This is a genomic window from Alkalihalobacterium chitinilyticum (assembly GCF_029028005.1).
GTDB classification, from domain to species: Bacteria; Bacillota; Bacilli; order Bacillales; family Bacillaceae_F; genus Alkalihalobacterium; species Alkalihalobacterium chitinilyticum.
Genome location: NZ_JAOTPO010000034.1, coordinates 1 through 18,715 on the forward strand (window position 1 = coordinate 1; position 18,715 = coordinate 18,715).

16 protein-coding genes and 3 rRNA genes are annotated in these 18,715 nt (G+C 37.8%); 4 read left to right on the forward strand and 15 right to left on the reverse strand.

The window, feature by feature from the left end; genetic code table 11:
• Together N7Z68_RS23830 and N7Z68_RS23835 are read right to left on the reverse strand one after the other, a co-directional pair.
• Positions 1-312: ribosomal RNA gene (locus N7Z68_RS23830) — 16S ribosomal RNA — on the reverse strand; the annotation flags it as partial.
• Positions 313-826: 514 nt separating this feature from the next.
• Positions 827-2,626, reverse strand: coding sequence for a sensor histidine kinase (locus N7Z68_RS23835; RefSeq protein ID WP_275120925.1), 1,800 nt, complete (start codon positions 2,624-2,626; stop codon positions 827-829).
• A 340-nt stretch (positions 2,627-2,966) separates the two neighbouring features.
• Here N7Z68_RS23835 and N7Z68_RS23840 point away from each other — a divergent pair, with 340 nt between their 5' ends.
• The gene (locus tag N7Z68_RS23840; RefSeq protein ID WP_275120926.1) at positions 2,967-3,317 is read left to right on the forward strand and encodes a DUF2200 domain-containing protein; all 351 of its coding nucleotides are present in this window, start codon (positions 2,967-2,969) and stop codon (positions 3,315-3,317) included.
• A gap of 66 nt (positions 3,318-3,383) precedes the next feature.
• Here the strand turns inward: N7Z68_RS23840 and N7Z68_RS23845 are convergent, their stop codons facing one another.
• From N7Z68_RS23845 to N7Z68_RS23890, 10 genes are all read right to left on the reverse strand, one after another.
• Complete coding sequence (locus tag N7Z68_RS23845; protein WP_275120927.1) at positions 3,384-3,674, reverse strand: RNA polymerase alpha subunit C-terminal domain-containing protein; 291 nt, start codon at positions 3,672-3,674, stop codon at positions 3,384-3,386.
• 61 nt (positions 3,675-3,735) lie between these two features.
• The gene (locus N7Z68_RS23850; RefSeq protein ID WP_275120928.1) at positions 3,736-4,761 is read right to left on the reverse strand and encodes an HNH endonuclease; all 1,026 of its coding nucleotides are present in this window, start codon (positions 4,759-4,761) and stop codon (positions 3,736-3,738) included.
• Positions 4,762-5,038: 277 nt separating this feature from the next.
• Positions 5,039-5,416 carry a hypothetical protein gene (locus tag N7Z68_RS23855; RefSeq protein ID WP_275120929.1) on the reverse strand — a complete coding sequence of 126 codons (378 nt, stop codon included), beginning with the start codon at positions 5,414-5,416 and terminating at the stop codon, positions 5,039-5,041.
• Between the two features lie 133 nt (positions 5,417-5,549).
• Positions 5,550-5,723, reverse strand: coding sequence for a hypothetical protein (locus N7Z68_RS23860; protein WP_275120930.1), 174 nt, complete (start codon positions 5,721-5,723; stop codon positions 5,550-5,552).
• A 111-nt stretch (positions 5,724-5,834) separates the two neighbouring features.
• Positions 5,835-7,382: a multicopper oxidase family protein gene (locus N7Z68_RS23865; protein ID WP_275120931.1), complete on the reverse strand. Its 1,548-nt coding sequence runs from the start codon at positions 7,380-7,382 to the stop codon at positions 5,835-5,837.
• Positions 7,383-8,168: 786 nt separating this feature from the next.
• Positions 8,169-9,185, reverse strand: a complete 1,017-nt coding sequence (locus tag N7Z68_RS23870) for a serine hydrolase domain-containing protein (protein ID WP_275120940.1) — start codon at positions 9,183-9,185, stop codon at positions 8,169-8,171.
• Positions 9,186-9,209: 24 nt separating this feature from the next.
• On the reverse strand, positions 9,210-10,502 hold the full coding sequence (locus N7Z68_RS23875; RefSeq protein WP_275120932.1) for an acyl-CoA thioester hydrolase/BAAT C-terminal domain-containing protein: 1,293 nt from the start codon (positions 10,500-10,502) through the stop codon (positions 9,210-9,212).
• A gap of 222 nt (positions 10,503-10,724) precedes the next feature.
• Positions 10,725-10,970 (reverse strand): hypothetical protein, encoded by a 246-nt coding sequence (locus tag N7Z68_RS23880; protein ID WP_275120933.1) that lies wholly within the window; start codon positions 10,968-10,970, stop codon positions 10,725-10,727.
• A gap of 158 nt (positions 10,971-11,128) precedes the next feature.
• Positions 11,129-11,569, reverse strand: a complete 441-nt coding sequence (locus N7Z68_RS23885) for a hypothetical protein (RefSeq protein WP_275120934.1) — start codon at positions 11,567-11,569, stop codon at positions 11,129-11,131.
• A 186-nt stretch (positions 11,570-11,755) separates the two neighbouring features.
• Positions 11,756-11,974 (reverse strand): hypothetical protein, encoded by a 219-nt coding sequence (locus N7Z68_RS23890; RefSeq protein ID WP_275120935.1) that lies wholly within the window; start codon positions 11,972-11,974, stop codon positions 11,756-11,758.
• Positions 11,975-12,335: 361 nt separating this feature from the next.
• Here N7Z68_RS23890 and N7Z68_RS23895 point away from each other — a divergent pair, with 361 nt between their 5' ends.
• Entirely contained in the window at positions 12,336-13,205 is an 870-nt protein-coding gene (locus tag N7Z68_RS23895) for an RpnC/YadD family protein (protein WP_275120936.1), read from the forward strand.
• A gap of 337 nt (positions 13,206-13,542) precedes the next feature.
• On the opposite strand, the gene N7Z68_RS23900 is transcribed toward N7Z68_RS23895, so the two are convergent.
• The gene (locus N7Z68_RS23900) at positions 13,543-14,298 is read right to left on the reverse strand and encodes a ZIP family metal transporter (protein ID WP_275120937.1); all 756 of its coding nucleotides are present in this window, start codon (positions 14,296-14,298) and stop codon (positions 13,543-13,545) included.
• Positions 14,299-15,140: 842 nt separating this feature from the next.
• On the opposite strand from N7Z68_RS23900, the gene N7Z68_RS23905 reads away from it, so the two are divergent.
• Complete coding sequence (locus N7Z68_RS23905) at positions 15,141-16,379, forward strand: saccharopine dehydrogenase family protein (protein WP_275120938.1); 1,239 nt, start codon at positions 15,141-15,143, stop codon at positions 16,377-16,379.
• Positions 16,380-17,507, forward strand: coding sequence for a carboxynorspermidine decarboxylase (nspC, locus tag N7Z68_RS23910; RefSeq protein WP_275120939.1), 1,128 nt, complete (start codon positions 16,380-16,382; stop codon positions 17,505-17,507).
• A 751-nt stretch (positions 17,508-18,258) separates the two neighbouring features.
• On the opposite strand, the gene rrf is transcribed toward nspC, so the two are convergent.
• A 5S ribosomal RNA gene (gene rrf, locus N7Z68_RS23915) occupies positions 18,259-18,374 on the reverse strand.
• A 216-nt stretch (positions 18,375-18,590) separates the two neighbouring features.
• A 23S ribosomal RNA gene (locus N7Z68_RS23920) occupies positions 18,591-18,715 on the reverse strand; the annotation flags it as partial.

Below are 18,715 nucleotides of genomic sequence, written 5' to 3' on the forward strand. Positions count from 1 at the left end.
TCACCCTCTCAGGTCGGCTACGCATCGTCGCCTTGGTGAGCCGTTACCTCACCAACTAGCTAATGCGCCGCGGGCCCATCCTGTAGTGTTAGTATCCCAACTTTTACAATGACACCATGTGGTGTCATTGATTATCCGGTATTAGCTCCGGTTTCCCGAAGTTATCCCAGTCTACAGGGCAGGTTGCCCACGTGTTACTCACCCGTCCGCCGCTAACCTCATAAGAGCAAGCTCTTATGAGGTCCGCTCGACTTGCATGTATTAGGCACGCCGCCAGCGTTCGTCCTGAGCCAGGATCAAACTCTCCATAAAAGTGTTTGATGTAGCTCATTGTCACAAACGTGACGTTTTTAAAACATTGACGAGATATCATGTATCTCATTTATTTCGCTTGGCTTTTTGTTCAGTTTTCAAAGAACTTTTTTGAATGTCGTTTGTTAGCGACAAGATTTAGTATATCATAGTGATTAATTCTGCGCAACATCTTTATTAAAAAATAAGTTGTTGCTGTAATTATTACTTAAATCGTTAACGTTAGTCGTTAGCGATAAGAACTATATTATCACAATATAATGTTCACCGCAAGTGCTTTTTTTAAGTTATTAAATCGTATTGCTTCAACTTAACTCAAAAGCACTAACACTTAAAAGCACAATGTTTAATGGCGACAAGAAATAATATATCACACTATAAAGTTCTACGCAACTGATTGTTTTGATGTTTTAGTTTTTTGTGCGTCAGATTTATTAATTTACCATAGTGGAAAGAAAAATACAAGCAATGAGTATAATACTGACCTATTCTTTCAAACATTCATATCTGTCTCTTACTTTGTTGGCAAAGAAATATCTAACACACAACCCCACCCATCTTCTTGATAGACTTCCAGCGTCCCGTTTAATTGTTGAATGCGTTCGTTCATCGCTGAAAGGCCAAAGCCGAAATGTTGCGAGTCGAGCGGTCTTCCATCATTTTTTAGAAGAAAACTGATCTGATCCTTTTCGACGCTCAATTGAACCTGAAATTTTTCACAATGTCCGTGTTTGATCCCATTCGTCAATCCTTCTTTTAATGATAGATACATGGTGCTTTTTTGTTGTTGAGTCAGATTCGGAATATCTGCTAGTTCAGCGTCGATTTGTACTTCTGTATATTTACACGTTTCTTCGATCAGTTCTAGTAACGACGTTTTTAAGTCAAAGCTCCACTCATTTGCCTTTAGCATTCGTACCGACCCACGAATTTCATCTAACCCTTTTCTTACAAGGTCTTGTGCGGTATCCATTTTTTCTTTGGCTGCGTCTAGATTTTTATCCAACAAACGTTTACTGGCTTCGATCTGTAGAACCGTCGCTGTTAGAGTATGTCCAACATGATCGTGAATTTCTTGAGTAATCCGGTTCCTCTCTTCTAAAGCAGCGATTTCTACCATAGCTGCAGCATTTTCTTGGATCGATTTTACAAATTGCTGATGGGTTTCTTTTAATTCCGTCGTCCGTTCCTGTACTTTCATTTCCAACTCTTCTGAGTACTGCTGTACTCTTCGATGAAGCGCAACATAGTGACTTATGATGATACTCAAACAAGCAGAAACTAATACGTAGTTCGCAACAAGGCCAACTTCCAGTCCGATAGCAGCTAATTTAAAGATCCCGCCGAGGAGATAGATGGTCATAAAACCGACCACCCCGAGGATTGAAAATAACAGCTCTTTCTTTTTCGTTTTCACATAAGACAAGACCATCAAACTGGAGACAGCGAGCATAGTGGCCATCAGTACTACATTCAATCCGACCACACCAACCATAAACAGCTGCGGCCAAATGGTTAGAATAAGAATGACACTGATACAAAATCCGCCATAAAACTTCCACGTCCAGGAAGCTAATGTTTTGTACCGTTCATGGAATAGTCGTGAAAAGAACAGGATGAATAATACGGGACCTACCGCGGAAACGAAGGCATTCAAATAAATGAATACGAGCGGCTCTTCAAAGAAAAATGGTTTGGACTCGACTCTTAGCAATCCCCCACCTGCTAAAGACAAGGCAAAGCCTGCAAAAATAAGCAGTAACGGTTGCGTTCTATTAAATAAGTAAAACACGAATGAAAAGACCGCCATGAGGACGAGTCCTAAGTTTCCGATCATCCGGAAAAGATCATCATAAATCATTTGTTCTAAAAACTGATGCTTTGGTCCGACCGTCAATGTTTCTGGCAGATGACCTTGTAAACGGATATAAACGGTTTCGGTCGCATCGATCGGGAGTAAATCCCACCGTCTATAGTTTTTAATTCGTGGATCCGGCTCCAGATCGCCATATGTATAGATGAGACGTTGATTTTGATACACTTCAAAAAATGCCGGTGAAGCATTCAAATATAAATAAGGGTCCCTGCTTGTATTGTTTGTAACCTCGACTTTTAACCACACCGGTTTATCAGTAACTGGCTGAAAATCATTCAAGGCTTTCCAATTCTCATTTTTACTGACTTGTTCAATCGTTCCTTCATCATCAGATATTGAGATCTGCAGGAACGGCGAGGCAGAAACGTCTGCTACCTGAACCGTATATAATGGTAGAAGCAACAGGATAAATATGAACATAACTATCTTTTGACCCATGTTACTCCTCCTAAGAGCACGATGAATGCTGAAGATCTAAAGTAAGGAAATTGTGCAGACATGAAAAAAAATGACATTTTATTAAATGTAATCGGAGTTTTCCATTAAATCAATAAAATTTACAAAAAACACATGAGCGAAGCAAATCTTATAGAAGAAATTCGTAGGAGAGGGTGGAAGATAGCGCCCTAGTAAATGAAGCACAAGATACTAGCACTTCTAAAACAATCGCTGGGTCATATCGTGACAAGCAACATTTGCTTCACACCATGTTTTTACGTTTGAGCCCCGACTATTATTTAAACTATAATAAAGAAAACCTTTAACGGGAGGATGTATGATGGCTAAACATAAGATTTATACCATGAGTTTCGCAAGTGTCTATCCACACTATATTACGAAGGCGGAGAAAAAAGGCCGTACGAAAACAGAAGTCGATGAAATCATCCGTTGGTTGACGGGGTATAACCAGGAAGAGTTAGAAGCCCAACTGGATAAACAGACAGACTTTGAGACTTTCTTTGCAGAAGCTCCCCAACTAAATCCTTCGAGGGCATTGATCAAAGGTGTTGTCTGCGGTGTCCGAGTGGAAGATATCGAGGAACCGACTATGCAGGAGATCCGCTATTTGGACAAGATGGTCGATGAGCTGGCAAAGGGAAAAGCGTTAGAGAAGATTTTGCGGAAATAATAATTTAGAGTAGAAACATGAGAGGTCATAAAGTGACTGCTCACAATACTCCTCCCCATGCAAAAATTATTTCTTAAATGATAAACCAGCTCCTTCTAATAAAGTTCTCATCGTTGGTAAGGAAGCTGGTCCAATCCCATGGATTTTCAGAATTTCTTTTTCGGTGTGCTTTGATAGTTTTTGCAGCGTATCAATTCCTTCGTGAAGTAAGGCACTTCTGGCAGGTGAACTCAATTTCGCCAGGAAGCCGCTTTCAGGTTTATTTTCTTTTTCACAAGTTGGGCAACTTGGGCAATCACTGCTTTTGTAATACGTATGACCCTTTTCACAAACCTTTAAATTTTTTTCTGCTTTCAAAATAATCCCTCCAAGCAAAACAACTATGTTTAGTAATTAAGCTAGTTTTTATAAGTATTAACTAATTGGTTTTTAAAACCCGTTCTCTTAGCTGATCCACTGATAAATATACGTGATTTTCTTTTCGGTGAAGCATGGTATGACAATTTGGACAAACAGGGATGAGATCTTGGATCGGGTCTACTATGTAGTTTTGTTTTATCGTATGAAGTGGCACGAGGTGATGCACATGAATAAAGTCTTTTCCAACATCTCCATACACTTTTTCAAAATCAAACTGACAAATTTGACACTCCACTCCGTAATGTTCTATACACTGTTTACGCGCTATGGGATTGCGTTCATATGTATTGACGACAATCGTTTTACACTTACCTTCCTCAAAACTGTCAGGTACAGAGACTTCCTCAGGATAAAATCCTTCTGTTAAATCACGAGTAAAAAACGACATAACGTAATCTCGCAGGTCACCAGTTAGTTTCATTGGACCTTGAATATTTCCTTTCAGTCCTTGTTTCCGTAATTCTTCAAGGGATAAGCCATCTGTATCGACTTCATCAACTAAGCGAATACGTGTATAGTCCCATTCTTTGGACTGCTCATACTTGTCTTCATCTATCCAAAACGTTTTATGATGTGCCGTAGCATTTTGGCAAACGAGGCCTTCTATGACTTCCACTTTGTAGCGAACTTTTCGCGTCTTCCCTGAAACATACATGAATAGTAGATCACTATTTTCATACTTCACTGAGCGCTTCCAGTCTAGTGTATCGTCTTCACTAAAGGCACGATGTAAATCAAACTCGGTTGGATTAGCAGGCACCAGCCAAACGCGTCGTGCATTTTTGTGGTCTCGTTCTTCAAGTTCCTTTCGGCGATTGGCGCTGATTTCTTGAGGAGCAATGAAACGATACTCGTCTTCCTCTACTTTATATGGAATGTGGTATACATAGCCTCTTTCAATCGGGTCATAGCATTTATTAACTGAAGTTCGCAGGTGCTCAGCTAGAAATCTTGCGGCATGTTGAATACTATCAGCTTTAAATAGTTCTTCGTTATTTTTTAAAATCGTTATAGGACTTGGCATTCTATGTCTCCTTATGGGTAAGATTTCCCTTAATAGCAGGTATATCCTTACATTGATAGTATACTTGCTTGTATTCCCAGCTAATTAGATTTGTTACTCGTTTTGTTTGTACGTGTAGATGTCCTTCAAAGAGAAATACACACGACACCTTCCTATTCGACATATTCCCACAAGTTCCCTACCAAACATCCCTGAACGAGAAAAAAACATAACGCCATTACTGCCCTGGCAGAAACGGATTAAAAATAATGATAAAGCATTATTTTAATTTTCTATTTTAATGGCTTCTGACAACCGACCGCTTCTTCAGATTTAGAACAACAAACCCTAAAATGAGTACTGAAAGGACAAGGTATATCGCAAATTGATGTTCAAGTGAAATAACCCCTACTGAAAACAAGGATAAAATGAATACAAAAATAGTGTTACCTATAAATGTCCCTAAAAGAAACGGAATTAATGAAATCACATTTTGCATTAACATAAATCCCATCGTTATCATTAAAATGCTCTTCCATTCATTTCCCATCATTTCTCTTAATGTATCCCATTCACCCGCTTTGAAGTAACTTACCCATTCTTTTTGATTTATAAGGAAAAGACTAATAAAAATAACGAATACTAGTAACAGAAATAATTTCATATTTAATTTCACATTTGTCCTCCTTGGTACCCAATAAAGTTTAACTATAACTAGGAATTGTGTTTTTTCTGTGAGGATGCCAATAGGAATGTTATATTACAAATTAATCGAGCTCCCCTACATCGATTATGAAAAACATAAGTTGTTATTCTGGTTGACCTGCTTCAGCGATTTTGATCCAACTCTTCCCCCCATCTATTGTTTGATATAGATCTTCTCTGAAAGATCCAACTGTAATCGTACTATTTTTTAATGGATGAACAGCAATATAAGTAATAGATAGTATGAACCAGTAAAGTCTAGTTTTTTTCAATATCATCAGAATCAGTCCTCCAATACTAATAATCTTATGTCTCTAGAAATGTAGAAGTAGGAAGAGGGAGACTCAAACCTAGGAGTCTCCCTCTTGTCTTTACTAGATTACAATCCTTTATTCAGGTTGATTTGGTACATCTGGGTCCAATTCAAAAGTTGGTTCAAAGCCTTTATAAATTACTTCGGCAACCATTCCACCATTCGCATGATGGAATTCGTGACAGTGGAACATCCAAATCCCTGGGTTTTTCGCCTCAAAGACAATTTCATACGTCTCATTTGGTCGTACATTTAACGTATCTTTTTTGATCGGAGAGCCCTTGATTGGTTCACCATCTTTAGATAATACATAGAAAAATTCTCCATGAAGGTGCATTGGATGATCAACTTCCGTATCGTTTGTAATCGTAAATTTGACGACATCTCCTTCTTCTACTTCATATACCTCATGGTTCGGGAATTGTTTACCATTAATAGTGAATGTTTCTCCACTATCCTCTGTCCCTAAAAGCATGTCATACTCTTTTGTAATCTCTCCAATTGATATTTCTTTAGGAGAACCGTAGTTTGTAAAGTCAAAGTAATTGGAGAATGTACTTGTCTCTAGTTCGGCTACCTTAAACCCTGAATAAACGATCGGAACTAACGCTTGTAAGTTCTGTGGATTTTCTTCTGCGAATATTTCAATACCCCAAGCACCTGGTTGATCCATTTTTATTTCAACTTCATATCGTTCAGCAGGAGCGATTCGAAATGCGGTTTCAGAGATCCACTCTGGTTCATTCACTTCTTGTCCATCATAATGAGTTACCTTAAACGAATGACCTGGAATGGAAACCACTTGAGTGAATAAACCTGCATTTAAGAAACGTAATTTGGTGGTATCCCCTTCTCCTACTTCTATAGGAGCTATGGCTGGAGTTGCCTTCCCATTAATCACCATCGTGTCGTACATCATATTCATCATTTCTGCATGAGACATACCTTGGTGATCCATACCTCCATGCATGTCATGACCTCCATGACCTCCATGTCCGCCGTGATGCATATTCCCGTGGTCCATATCACTATGATCCATACCCATTTCTTCCATCATCGATGACCATTCATCAATTACAATCAATTCATCTACATCATATTCTGGTTGGTTCTTTGGTTCTACAATAAATACTCCGTATAATCCCATATCAACTTGAACAGCACCATTTTGGTGAGAGTGGTACCAATATGTGCCTGGCACGTCGGCTGTATATTCATAGACAAACTCTTCGCCAGGCATAATTGCATTTTGTGTTACACCTGGGACCCCATCCATTTCATTAGGTACTGGAAATCCGTGAAGGTGAATAGCAGTAGGTACTGATAACGAATTCTTTACATTTAAGACGACTTCATCGCCTTCCGTTACCCGTATCTCTTGACCTGGTAAGCTACCATTATATGTCCATGCATCAAACATCAATTCATCGTTTAACATCCAATGCGCTTCTTTGACTTCAATATTAAAAACCTTTTTCCCGTCTTGTTCTTCTACTGCCACTTCCTCGACAGAATCATTACGCTCTGCTTCGCCGTGATCCATATTTGAATGATCAACAGCAATATTACTGCAGGCTGTTAGTACAACCATTAATACGGTTATAAATAAAAATTTAAGCTTCATAATCTCACCTCACTATTTTTCTTTATTGCACACTCATTATAAAAAATAAATTTCGAGAAAATATGCATAAACATGATTTAATTCCGAACATAATTGAAAATCCCCTCAAGCAGCAAGCTTAAGGGGATTAATTTTTTCTTATTGACTGGCGTTCAGTTTCTTCTTCATTCGTTCACAGCCATGCACCACCTGTCAGCTATACACTTTCGCCACTTACACGGTTAAGGATAAGGACTTTCACCCATTAGCTGAGCACTACCAAGCGTACATCATGTATTATAATGTTCGTCTATTGTTTCACGGACTAAGAGGCCCTTATTTTTACTAAAATCATAGTTTTGATGACTTATGAGGACTGAGAGGCTCTTATTTACATAAAATCTATGTGATATTCACGGAATTTTCATGCAATAAGGGCCTGTGAGTCCCCTAAATAGACCAAAAGGGCATTTGGAACACAAATAAGGGCTTCTGAGTCCTCATAATACGTAAATGAATTTTACCAATTGAGAACACGACTCTTTTAAAACCCTCTACTCCTTTCTTCATGACAGGGATTCATCCAGGTTTACCTCTTGTATGTTTGATCTCTTAGACTTAGCGCTTCAAAAGCTAGAGTTCTCTATTATATATGTATCCATTTTGTACCGTCGTTTTTTATCAATATGTAAATAAATCTTTAAGAATATCGAAATAGTCCCAGTATCAAATAGGCAGCTACATACTTTGGAGAATTCATAAATGTTCCAATGTACATCTAATAGTTGTATCCGATGTGAACTATTTTTATATTTCATCCTCAATTTTTCTCATCATGTCATATGCCCCTTCCGATCGATTGGAACAAATAACAGTTTTTATTGTGGTCTTGGGATAATATGCAGAATGAAAACTAACTCCAGGATCATACCCCATTATATGATATTTATAAATTTCACCATTCTTCTTATCAATCCATACTCCATAACCATAAAAGCTATCATCTTCATCTGTTGCTACATAGGGAGTAAGTAACTTATTGGTGTATTCTTCACTAAGTAGTTGATAGTTCAAAAGTGAAGCCCAGAAATTAACCATATCGTTTACGGTAACAAATGCACCACCATCTGAACCACCTTTAACAGGCAATGAATAAATATTCGTCTTCCATGCACCATTCGGCAGGTCAATATAGCCAAGTGCTGTATTTTTAGGAAGTGAATCGAATTCAAAATAACCTGAGTTTATCATTCCAGCCTTTTTAAAGATATTTTCTTCAATATAATGTGTAAATCGAAGCTGACTTACTTGTTCTACTACTAACCCCAGTAAAATATACCCGGCATTATTATAATTAAATCTCTCGTCCACTTTTAATTTCATCGGTTGATTCTGAAACAACGGTAAAAAATCTTCTAGGTTTCTAAGATGATACATCGGATTTTTAACCCACAACTCTTCAAAATCATTCATTACTTCCTCATCAAAATAATCTGGTATCCCAGCCGTATGTGTTAAAAGGTGATGAATGGTTATATCTTTATCAAAATTCGGAAAAGAAACGTTAAGGCACTCTACTAACTTCGTTTTAAAAGAAAGTTTGCCACTCTCTACAAGCTGACAAATGGCGATTGCTGTAAACACTTTGCAACCAGATGCTATTCCATATCGTGTTAATGAGTTATTTTCCATTTGCTCTGAACGATTAGCATAACCAAAGCTTGCTTCTGTCAAAACCTCATTGTCTTCTTGTACAAGAACACTTCCTGAGAATTGATTTTGACTCTGAATATGGTTAATGCGATTAAGAATTTTAGTTTTCAACATAATCTCTCCCACCGACATTTTTTAATCGTCCATATTTTCTTTAAGAAATTCTAATATTTGCGCCCATGTGTCCTTGGCCGCTGCTGCATTGGCTGCTTTCGTACCGCCGAAGGTCATCGTCATTCCACTGCCCACATTCATAAACACATTGGCTGGCAGGTTGACATAGCTGTATGGGAAAGATAAAAAATGCCCAGCATCTTCATAATATAAATAGCGGTTTCGACCAGAACGATTATTTGATTTCTTTAATTCTTCTTCCATTATATTTACATATCGTTTCGAAGGCCATAGTTGATCATCCCCTCCTGAAATGAACATGACCGGTACTTTTATAGCTTCAGTTGGTATTCTTGCCTCTTGTAATCCTTCCTTGTTCTCCAACGTACGATCCCAAATGGAAAGGTAGGATATTGGTTTTTTTAAGGCCCAATTTTTAAACATAGAAACCATCGTCGAGAAACGATAGGTAAACTTAACCTGTGGAAAGGGTTGTTGGTTATATACCCACGCGGTTACAGGAGCAAAAATACCATTTTTCATACCCGCTGTTACATATGCACTAGGGGCACCCGCAATTATGGATTTATAGTAATCAAATGTAGCTCCGAGAAGCAAAGCCAGTTCGCCACCCCTCGAATAGCCGATTAAACTAATCTCTCCATTCGTTTTAGGGTGTTCTTGCAACCAAATCGTTGCTTTTTCAAAGTACTCTAATGGGATATTTTCAAGATCTTTCGGTACACCTTCGACACCAAAATAAGGGAGAGCCAATACAACATAGCCTTTAGAAGCTAATACAGCCGCCGCGTGTTCCTGTAATCCCCCATCAGAACCGCCTAAGATGATAACTGCTGGATAAGTAGCTTTTGTTTCCGGATAAAACAACGTTCCTTTTACCTCGTCATCCTGAATTACTTCTTTTCTTATTTCTGTTTTATAAAAATGGCGAGTAATTGTTACAGCGTCTACCATGTCTCCGTTCACTAATAAAAAGAGATTAATAGACACTTCATCAGATGTCGTCTTTTCATAATAGTCATCCCATTTTGAATTTACATGTTTCATAGACCAAAACAAACCAGAACGATCTACACCACTATAAGTCCCTTCAATCGGCTTCTGTGATGATACATCGACAATCCCTTCTTGATTTGCCATGTATGTAGCATGAGAACAAAATTTCTTTTCTTTTTCATCATACGTTGTTGCCTGTATAGAAACTTCCGTATTGGGCTTACATCCAATGGCTTTAATCATGATTTCCTCATCAATATATAAATCAATTGGACTAACTTGTAAACTCGGCAACATTTGACCTCCCTCAATCCCACTAAAAAATCAAAACTTTCTATATGTGATAGCCTCTGCTCTACTAACAAATTTCGTTATAAAACACATTCTGTAAGTATTAGGAAAATCCTTTCGGGTAATCTAGTATAAAAAAAGAAACAAGCTAAATCATTAGTGATTTAGCTCGTTAATTAACAGTATATTTGATATTTTTTTACTCAGAACTGAACGTGGTAGGAGCTCCTAGTTATTACGGTTATTTTTTAAAATGTAAAGTTCTCTCTCCAGTTTACTAACCTTATCGGCGATAAAATCGACATCAATTATTCTTGATTCATTGGTTAATTCAAACTGGCCAACACCTTCGAGTTTTGCTTCAATAGTATCAAAGCGATTATGCATATCTGTTTTAAAATCATGAATATCTGTTTTCATACTTTTTATTTCTTGACTCAAGTCTGTAAGTAAATCAAAAATTTGCTTGTCCATATTATCACCACCTCTTCATTGATTATAATGGATAATTATTAAACAAGTATTAAATAATTGTAAAAAATCCACCGAATATGTATCTAGGCACAATGCAGCTCTTTGTTAAAATCTTTTCCAGGTTTTATATAAAAAAATTTTATTCTATAACCCCAAAGTTATCCTTTTCTACTTATTTCTTTATAACGCTCTAACAAGTAAGGTAAGCAATGATGCATTTCGAATGGATCACCGTCTTCATCAACACGATGATTTATGACTTCTTCTTTTACAATCGCCATAAATTCAACAAAGCCTTTTGCAATAGCTTGTTTCAAAACCTCAAAAGGAACCCAAACTGTTGTCATTCGTTCGTATTGATTCACAAACTGCACTTGTGGATTTTTACTATCCCTCCCATTTTTTATCATAAATGTAATTTGACCAAAGAACAGCTCACGGGATTGTTTTGGTTGAAAACCTTCTATTTCATAGTAAGAAAGTAGAGAAGACCAAGTTGCAAATAGATCATCGGTTTCAACCATTTCTTTAAACATGTTTTGTCCATTTAAAGTAAAGGTAAGTCCACCGTACATATGACCACTATTGATTTGATACATTCGAGCAAATACCTCATGAACATCACCATCATTTAATCCAATATATTAACTTCTACCCTCATCATTTAAATAGGGGAAATCATCCAAATATGTCTCAATAGATAAATTCATTTTCTTCTCCTCATGAATTGATAAATACATAAATAAATTTCTATATATATATCTTCTAGTACTAACCTCGTTATTTCAACAATAATACGAACTGCTAACCGTCTTTTCAGCTTCTCCGAGTAGTTCTTCCCACTTTTGCAGGAATTGTTCATCTTTGTAATTAATCGTTATTTCTTCAAATGATTTTATACCTAATGCTCCACCATTCTTTTTGTATAAATCGTTCGTATTCTTTTGTCTTTCTTGATTAATGTCAAATTCATACAAGCAATAGAATTTATGAAAGCTGAACATTTAAATATTAAAATTTCCAATGGATACTCCTCCACTTGTAAAAAATCCGCCAAACGATGTCATCGACCATGCTTTGGGAAGTCTAAGGATCTCACTAAGAAAATCAAATGCTTTATATGGATTTTAGTGTTTATTAATACATGGTCGATTTGCTTGATTAAATTTCCCATGAGTTAATACCTCCATGCGTCTCCAGTTAGTTAGGTAGTTTTTAACTTCTTCTGTTTTTGGGTGAAAAAAGCTTATTTAAATGTAAATTGAAGTTTAAATTAAATTAATAAATTTTACAAAAAGAACATTAGCGAACATACGATCTCTACATTATAATTAGAACAAACATTCGTATAATGAGGTGATAAAAATGATTGAAGCTGCACTTGATCATGATCGTTGGTTTAAAGAGTTAATTACTACTTTTTTTGAAGAATTCATCTTAGCGTTTTTTCCTGACGTGTATGAACATCTAGATTTTCAACATGTAACCTTTCTTAATCAAGAAGTATTTACCGATGTGATTAAAGGAGATAAGAGAACTGTTGACTTACTTGTTGAAACTAAATTAAAAGGCAAAAGTTCATTGATTATTATCCATATCGAGCCACAGTCCACCTATCAAAAAGATTTCAATGACCGAATGTTCATCTACTTTAGCCGGCTTTATGAAAAATATCGTCTCTCCATTGTTCCTATAGCAATTTTTAGTTATGATAAAGTTAAATCCGAGAAAAATTCATTCACCATTGATTTTCCCTTTAAAAATGTATTGTCTTTTCAGTTTTTCACTTTACAACTTAAACAGAAAAACTGGCGTGACTTTGTCAAACACCCCAACCCTGTTGCGTTAGCATTATTAGGGAAAATGGGGTATGAACCTGAGGAAAAAGTGAGAATTAAAGTAGAGTTTTTGCGAATGCTCGTTCAACTTCGACTCGATCCTGCTCGACAAACGCTAGTTCATGGGATCTTTGAGAAGTATCACAAACTATCTGTTAACGAAGAACAGCAACTTAACGATTTTTTTCAACATATTCCAAAAGATGAGGTGAATCACATTATGGAACTAATGACTTCATGGGAGAAAAAAGGTTTTGACAAAGGAATTGAAAAAGGGATTGAACAAGTGGCAAAACAAATGCTTCTAAAAGGGTTCACAACGAAAGATATCCAAGACTTAACAAGCTTATCTGTTGAAGAAATTGAGAAGTTAAAGGCGCAGCTAGATAAGGGGTAATATATAAGGGGTCTGATTTCAGGTTTGTTTGTACTAACTCAATGGGAGACAGACCCATCATGGTTTTATATTTAAATACCATAAGCTAACTTCCTTTTCCTCCCATTTAACTGCGATTTTCTTTATCATCATTACACTTGTACCACTCATCTGCGATACCTAGTTCAACTATGAGATCCTTAAACCTTCTCATATGATACTTGTAACTTTCGTGAACATTAGTGACATCGTATGAAGGTTATACATAACAAGACAATATCGATAAGGGGCACTCCCTAAGTAGGAAAATGCCCCTTATGGGAATAACACGACGATCCAAATTCAAATCTTCAACACATTATAAATAGTGGAGCCACAATGAGATAAAGACACCAATTGAAGTTACAAACCCTACAGTTGGTCCCCCTTCTTTGTAGGCCTCGGGCATCATCGTTGATGCAAGCATCGCAATAATGGCTCCCCCGGCAAGACAACTCACAATCGCTTTAATACTATTAGAAGCAGATTCTAACAGTGTTGCCCCGGCTAACGCGCTTAATGCTGAGAAAAAAACAACAAGACTCCACATCACAATGATTTTCTTCTTAGAAAACCCGCTTTGTCGTAAACCAACCGTACTCGAGAGCCCTTCAGGAATGTTACTTATAAATACAGAGACAACGAGGGCTAAGCTGACTGATCCGCCACCAATTAAACTCATGCCGATCATCGCCGATTCTGGGAGCGTGTCCATTACACTTCCAATAAAAATCCCCATCCCGGAAGTCTTTCCAGCCTCTTGCTGCTCCGAGTCTTTAATTAACTTTCGTTCTGAGCCTTTTCGTTCCTGTCCTCCTCCTTTATGAGAAATAAAATAGTCTAGTATAGTAAAGAGCAATGCACCACCTAAGAAACCGATCGCAACTTCTGTGAACCCGCTTATCTCTAAAGATTCCTCTAATAACTCATAAGTTGTCGCACCAATTAGGGCTCCTGTCCCCAGTGCCATAATATAACCGATGATCCGTTTCGGAATGGAGAATTTCAGTGCTAGTAACGCGCCAAACAATGTAGCTGATGCTGCAAGTGTCCCCCAAAAAAGGGCATTCCACATCTGGAAACGCCTCCTTAAATATTCTTAAACTATTCAAATTTTTCAATGATATAAAATTATTGTTTTCTGACTACTCCAAAAGATAAAATTGATCTAAGCAAGCCATTCATTGTATAGACTTTTATATTGTCTATAGTTTGCAGACTTTTTATGCGGGGCGGTATTTTTCCTTACTATTTGATTGTTCGTTTTTGACATCTCACCTTCACTAAAACCGAACGAAAAATAGGTCAACTCATCCCTGGATGAAAGTTTGTAAATTTTTTTTATTTTACCTATTGAAATTTATAAATTTTGTTGTTACTCTATAAAAGCGTTATTGGAAAGCAAAATATTCAATATATCACTTCTTTCCATGCAGATAATACTGACCACTTCCTCTTAAAGGAAGTTAAGGCCATACGGACAGCCGGGTCTAATGCCGATTGGCAACTTAGTTGCCTTATTGATTGAGTTAGAAGCTCAAATTTTATAAGTTGGTTACTTTATAACCAGTGCAATTGCACAACAACTTGTGAAACGGTCAATAAGAGTGCTTAAAGTAATTATTTGCTATAGACTCTGAACCTATTATGATATATTTTGAATATTAAAAGCTTTCTAATATACTAATTAGACTTCTATCGTAGACACTAGATCTGTCTATTTCATAGTATACTTATGCTTTTTAATAGGATTGAATATGTCTTAAGCCCTAAACAAGTGTTGCGCTCATGGTGCGTGTTACACTTGTTTTTTTGTTCGTTTCAAAAATTTCTTAAAGGGTAATGTCCTACATAGTTCTCTTCTTTATGACGAGACCCTTATGGATCGAAAAATTTATTACGTTAGGAGAATGTAACATGGGAAAAGCACTTATTATTGGTTGTGGTGGTGTAGCAACAGTAGCTATCCACAAATGCGTTCAAAACAGTGAAGTATTTGAAGAAATCTGCATCGCTAGTCGTACAAAATCAAAATGTGATGATCTTAAAGCAAAATTAGATGGCGGGAAAACAAAGATCACGACTGCTCAAGTCGATGCAGATAACGTTGATGAGCTTATTGCCTTAATTGAAGAGGTTAAGCCTGATATCGTTATGAACTTAGCACTTCCATATCAAGATTTAACGATTATGGATGCTTGCCTTGCAACCAAAACACACTATTTAGATACAGCAAATTACGAGCCGGAAGATACGGCAAAATTTGAATATAAATGGCAATGGGAATACCGTGAGCGCTTTGAAAAGGCAGGAATTACTGCTCTTCTGGGAAGCGGATTTGATCCTGGTGTAACGGGCGTATTCTCTGCTCATGCTCTTAAGCATCACTTTGATGAAATCGAGTATATCGATATTCTTGATTGTAATGCTGGAGACCACGGCTACCCGTTTGCTACAAACTTCAACCCTGAAATCAACATTCGTGAAGTGTCCGCCAATGGCCGCTATTGGGAAAATGGTGAATGGGTAGAAACGAAGCCGATGGAAATTAAGCGTGTTTACAACTTCCCTGAAGTTGGCGAAAAAGACATGTACTTGTTATATCATGAAGAGCTTGAGTCTCTTGCACAAAACATCCCTGGCTTAAAGCGCATCCGCTTTTTCATGACATTCGGTGAAAGCTACTTAACTCACTTAAAGTGTCTTGAAAATGTTGGCTTAACGTCAATCGAACCGATCGAATACGAAGGTAAACAAATCGTGCCGCTTCAGTTCTTAAAAGCGTTATTACCTGACCCTGCTAGTCTAGGTCCACGTACGAAAGGAAAAACAAACATCGGTTGTATTTTCCAAGGGAAAAAAGACGGCAAAGACAAAACGTATTATGTGTACAATGTTTGTGATCACGAAGCTTGTTTTGCTGAAGTAGGCTCTCAAGCAGTATCTTATACAACTGGGGTTCCTGCGATGATCGGTGCGATGATGATCATGACTGGCAAGTGGAACAAACCAGGCGTTTACAATATTGAAGAATTTGATCCAGATCCATTCATGGAAGCATTAAACAAATGGGGATTACCATGGAAAGAAAGCTTTGACCCTGAGCTTGTAGATGGAAAGCCTGTTGAACAAAAACAGCCGGAGCTTGTTCGTTAAATGAAGTTTGAAGAACTACCGACACCATGCTATGTAATAGATGAAGCACTTCTTGAACGAAATTTACAAATCTTAAATGGGGTCATGCAACGCACAGGTTGTAAAATTGTTTTAGCACAAAAAGCATTTTCCATGTCTTACTACTACCCTCTCATTGGAGAGTATTTAAGTGGGACTACAGCTAGCGGCTTATTTGAAGCTCGTCTAGGTTACGAAGAAATGGGCAAAGAAAATCATGTCTTTGCCCCTGCCTATCGTGAAGATGAAATCGATGAAATTATCTCCATTTGCGATCATATTATTTTTAATTCTTTTTCGCAGTTAGAAAAATTCAAGCATAAAGCACTTCAGGCCGGTAAAAAAGTCGGCTTGCGCATTAATCCGCAGTGCTCCACACAAGTTGGGCACGAAATTTATGATCCTTGTACCCCTGGTTCTAGGTTCGGTGCTTTAGCAGATGATTTTCGTCCTGAATTGTTAGAAGGCGTGACTGGATTACACTTTCACACCCTTTGTCAACAAAACTCAGATGACTTAGATACTACGCTTCGAGCGGTAGAGGAAAAATTTGCTCAATGGCTGCCGCAAATGGAATGGATTAATTTCGGTGGCGGTCATCATATTACGAGAGAAGACTATGACATCCCATTACTGGAATCTTGTATTAAAAGAATGCAAGAAAACTATGGCTTAAAAGTATACTTAGAGCCAGGCGAAGCTGTTGCTTTAAATGCTGGCTACTTTGTTGCTTCGGTACTTGATACGCACCAAAACGGAATGGAAATTGCAATTCTTGACACATCGGCTACTTGCCATATGCCAGATGTATTAGAAATGCCATACCGCCCTCCCCTTTTCGGTTCTGGAGAAGCTGGCGAAAAGCCGTTTACCTATCGACTTGCTGGGCAAACGTGTTTAACAGGAGACGTCATCGGCGATTATTCATTCGATGAGCCTTTAAAATGCGGAGATCGCTTAGTGTTTGGTGATATGGCCATTTATACAATGGTCAAAACGACTACATTTAACGGCATGCCATTACCTGCGATTGCGGTCAAAGAAAAAAATGGAGATTGCAAAGTGGTTCGTGAATTTGGCTATGAAAACTTTAAAACAAGACTTGCTTAAAGAGAGTCTCATAGAATAGAGGAAAGCCCGCACATAGGAACAGCAGGCTTACCCTCTATATGGAAATCCAGAATCTTTCATTAGGTTCTGGTTTTTTGTGCTGTTATCAAACAATACGGATAAAAAAGAGGCTGATTGTGGGGTTATATAAAATCTGAGAGTTCCAAAATGTTGCATGGATGTCTGAATATAATTTTGGCGGTCTGAGAGGCCCTTATTTATAGTAAAATTATCGTTTTGATGACTTATGAGGACTGAGAGGCTCTTATTTACCTAAAATCACGTGATATTAGCGAAATTTACATACAATAAGGGCCTGTGAGTCCGCTAAATGAATCAAAAGGGCATTTGGAACCCAAATAAGGGTTTCTGAGTCCTCTTAATACATAAAGGGGTATCTACTCAGCCCTTTGAAAAGAAATTTTAACTACTGATAAACAAAGTGAATCTAAAAAAAACACAACCCATTTGGATTGTGCTTTGTGCCTAGCGACGTCCCTCTAAACCTTTCTTTCCTACGGGGACGTGATCCATGAAGTCTCACTTCGATGCTCATCATGATGTTTTACGAAAAGAAAGGTTTCCTCTCACAGGGGGACATGTTGTCTCGCTTCGTCCCCTTCACACGATGTTTCCATCGGCTATTCCTTCGAAGGGGTTGCCTCTTCGAGCCAAAGCTCTTCACCACCTGAAGCTTACTCATCCTTTTTTCATACTAAAAAAAGCACAACCCATTTGGATTGTGCTTTATGCCTAGCGACGTCCTACTCTCACAGGGGGAAGCCCCCAACTACCATCGGCGCTGAAGAGCTTAACTTCCGTGTTCGGCATGGGAACGGGTGTGACCTCTTCGCTATCGCCACTAGACTATTAAAATTGTGATAAGCTTCGAATTTCTTCGTTGACTGCGCTCTCTGCGTTGCTCATGTACCCTTTAAACGTACATTCCGCTACTCGTGAGCTTGTCGCCTCGAACTTCTCGCTTCTAACAATTTTACTGGATTCTAATAAATCCTTATAAAATTGAGAGTGGTTCTCTCAAAACTGGATAATGGCTAGATGAATTCAACGCTTTATTATTATTTGGATAAGTCCTCGACCGATTAGTATCTCTCAGCTCCACGTGTCGCCACGCTTCCACCCGAGACCTATCAACCTCATCATCTCTAAGGGGTCTTACTTACTTAACGTAATGGGAAATCTCATCT

Coding starts and splice junctions, on each gene's coding strand:
- N7Z68_RS23840 (WP_275120926.1), top strand. CDS start 2,967: ATGGCTAAACATAAGATTTATACCATGAGTTTCGCAAGTGTCTATCCA.
- N7Z68_RS23880 (WP_275120933.1), bottom strand. CDS start 10,970: ATGGACAAGCAAATTTTTGATTTACTTACAGACTTGAGTCAAGAAATA.
- N7Z68_RS23895 (WP_275120936.1), top strand. CDS start 12,336: ATGATTGAAGCTGCACTTGATCATGATCGTTGGTTTAAAGAGTTAATT.
- N7Z68_RS23900 (WP_275120937.1), bottom strand. CDS start 14,298: ATGTGGAATGCCCTTTTTTGGGGGACACTTGCAGCATCAGCTACATTG.
- N7Z68_RS23835 (WP_275120925.1), bottom strand. CDS start 2,626: ATGGGTCAAAAGATAGTTATGTTCATATTTATCCTGTTGCTTCTACCA.
- N7Z68_RS23890 (WP_275120935.1), bottom strand. CDS start 11,974: ATGTTCAGCTTTCATAAATTCTATTGCTTGTATGAATTTGACATTAAT.
- N7Z68_RS23865 (WP_275120931.1), bottom strand. CDS start 7,382: ATGAAGCTTAAATTTTTATTTATAACCGTATTAATGGTTGTACTAACA.
- N7Z68_RS23885 (WP_275120934.1), bottom strand. CDS start 11,569: ATGTATCAAATCAATAGTGGTCATATGTACGGTGGACTTACCTTTACT.
- N7Z68_RS23850 (WP_275120928.1), bottom strand. CDS start 4,761: ATGCCAAGTCCTATAACGATTTTAAAAAATAACGAAGAACTATTTAAA.
- N7Z68_RS23875 (WP_275120932.1), bottom strand. CDS start 10,502: ATGTTGCCGAGTTTACAAGTTAGTCCAATTGATTTATATATTGATGAG.
- nspC (WP_275120939.1), top strand. CDS start 16,380: ATGAAGTTTGAAGAACTACCGACACCATGCTATGTAATAGATGAAGCA.
- N7Z68_RS23860 (WP_275120930.1), bottom strand. CDS start 5,723: ATGATATTGAAAAAAACTAGACTTTACTGGTTCATACTATCTATTACT.
- N7Z68_RS23905 (WP_275120938.1), top strand. CDS start 15,141: ATGGGAAAAGCACTTATTATTGGTTGTGGTGGTGTAGCAACAGTAGCT.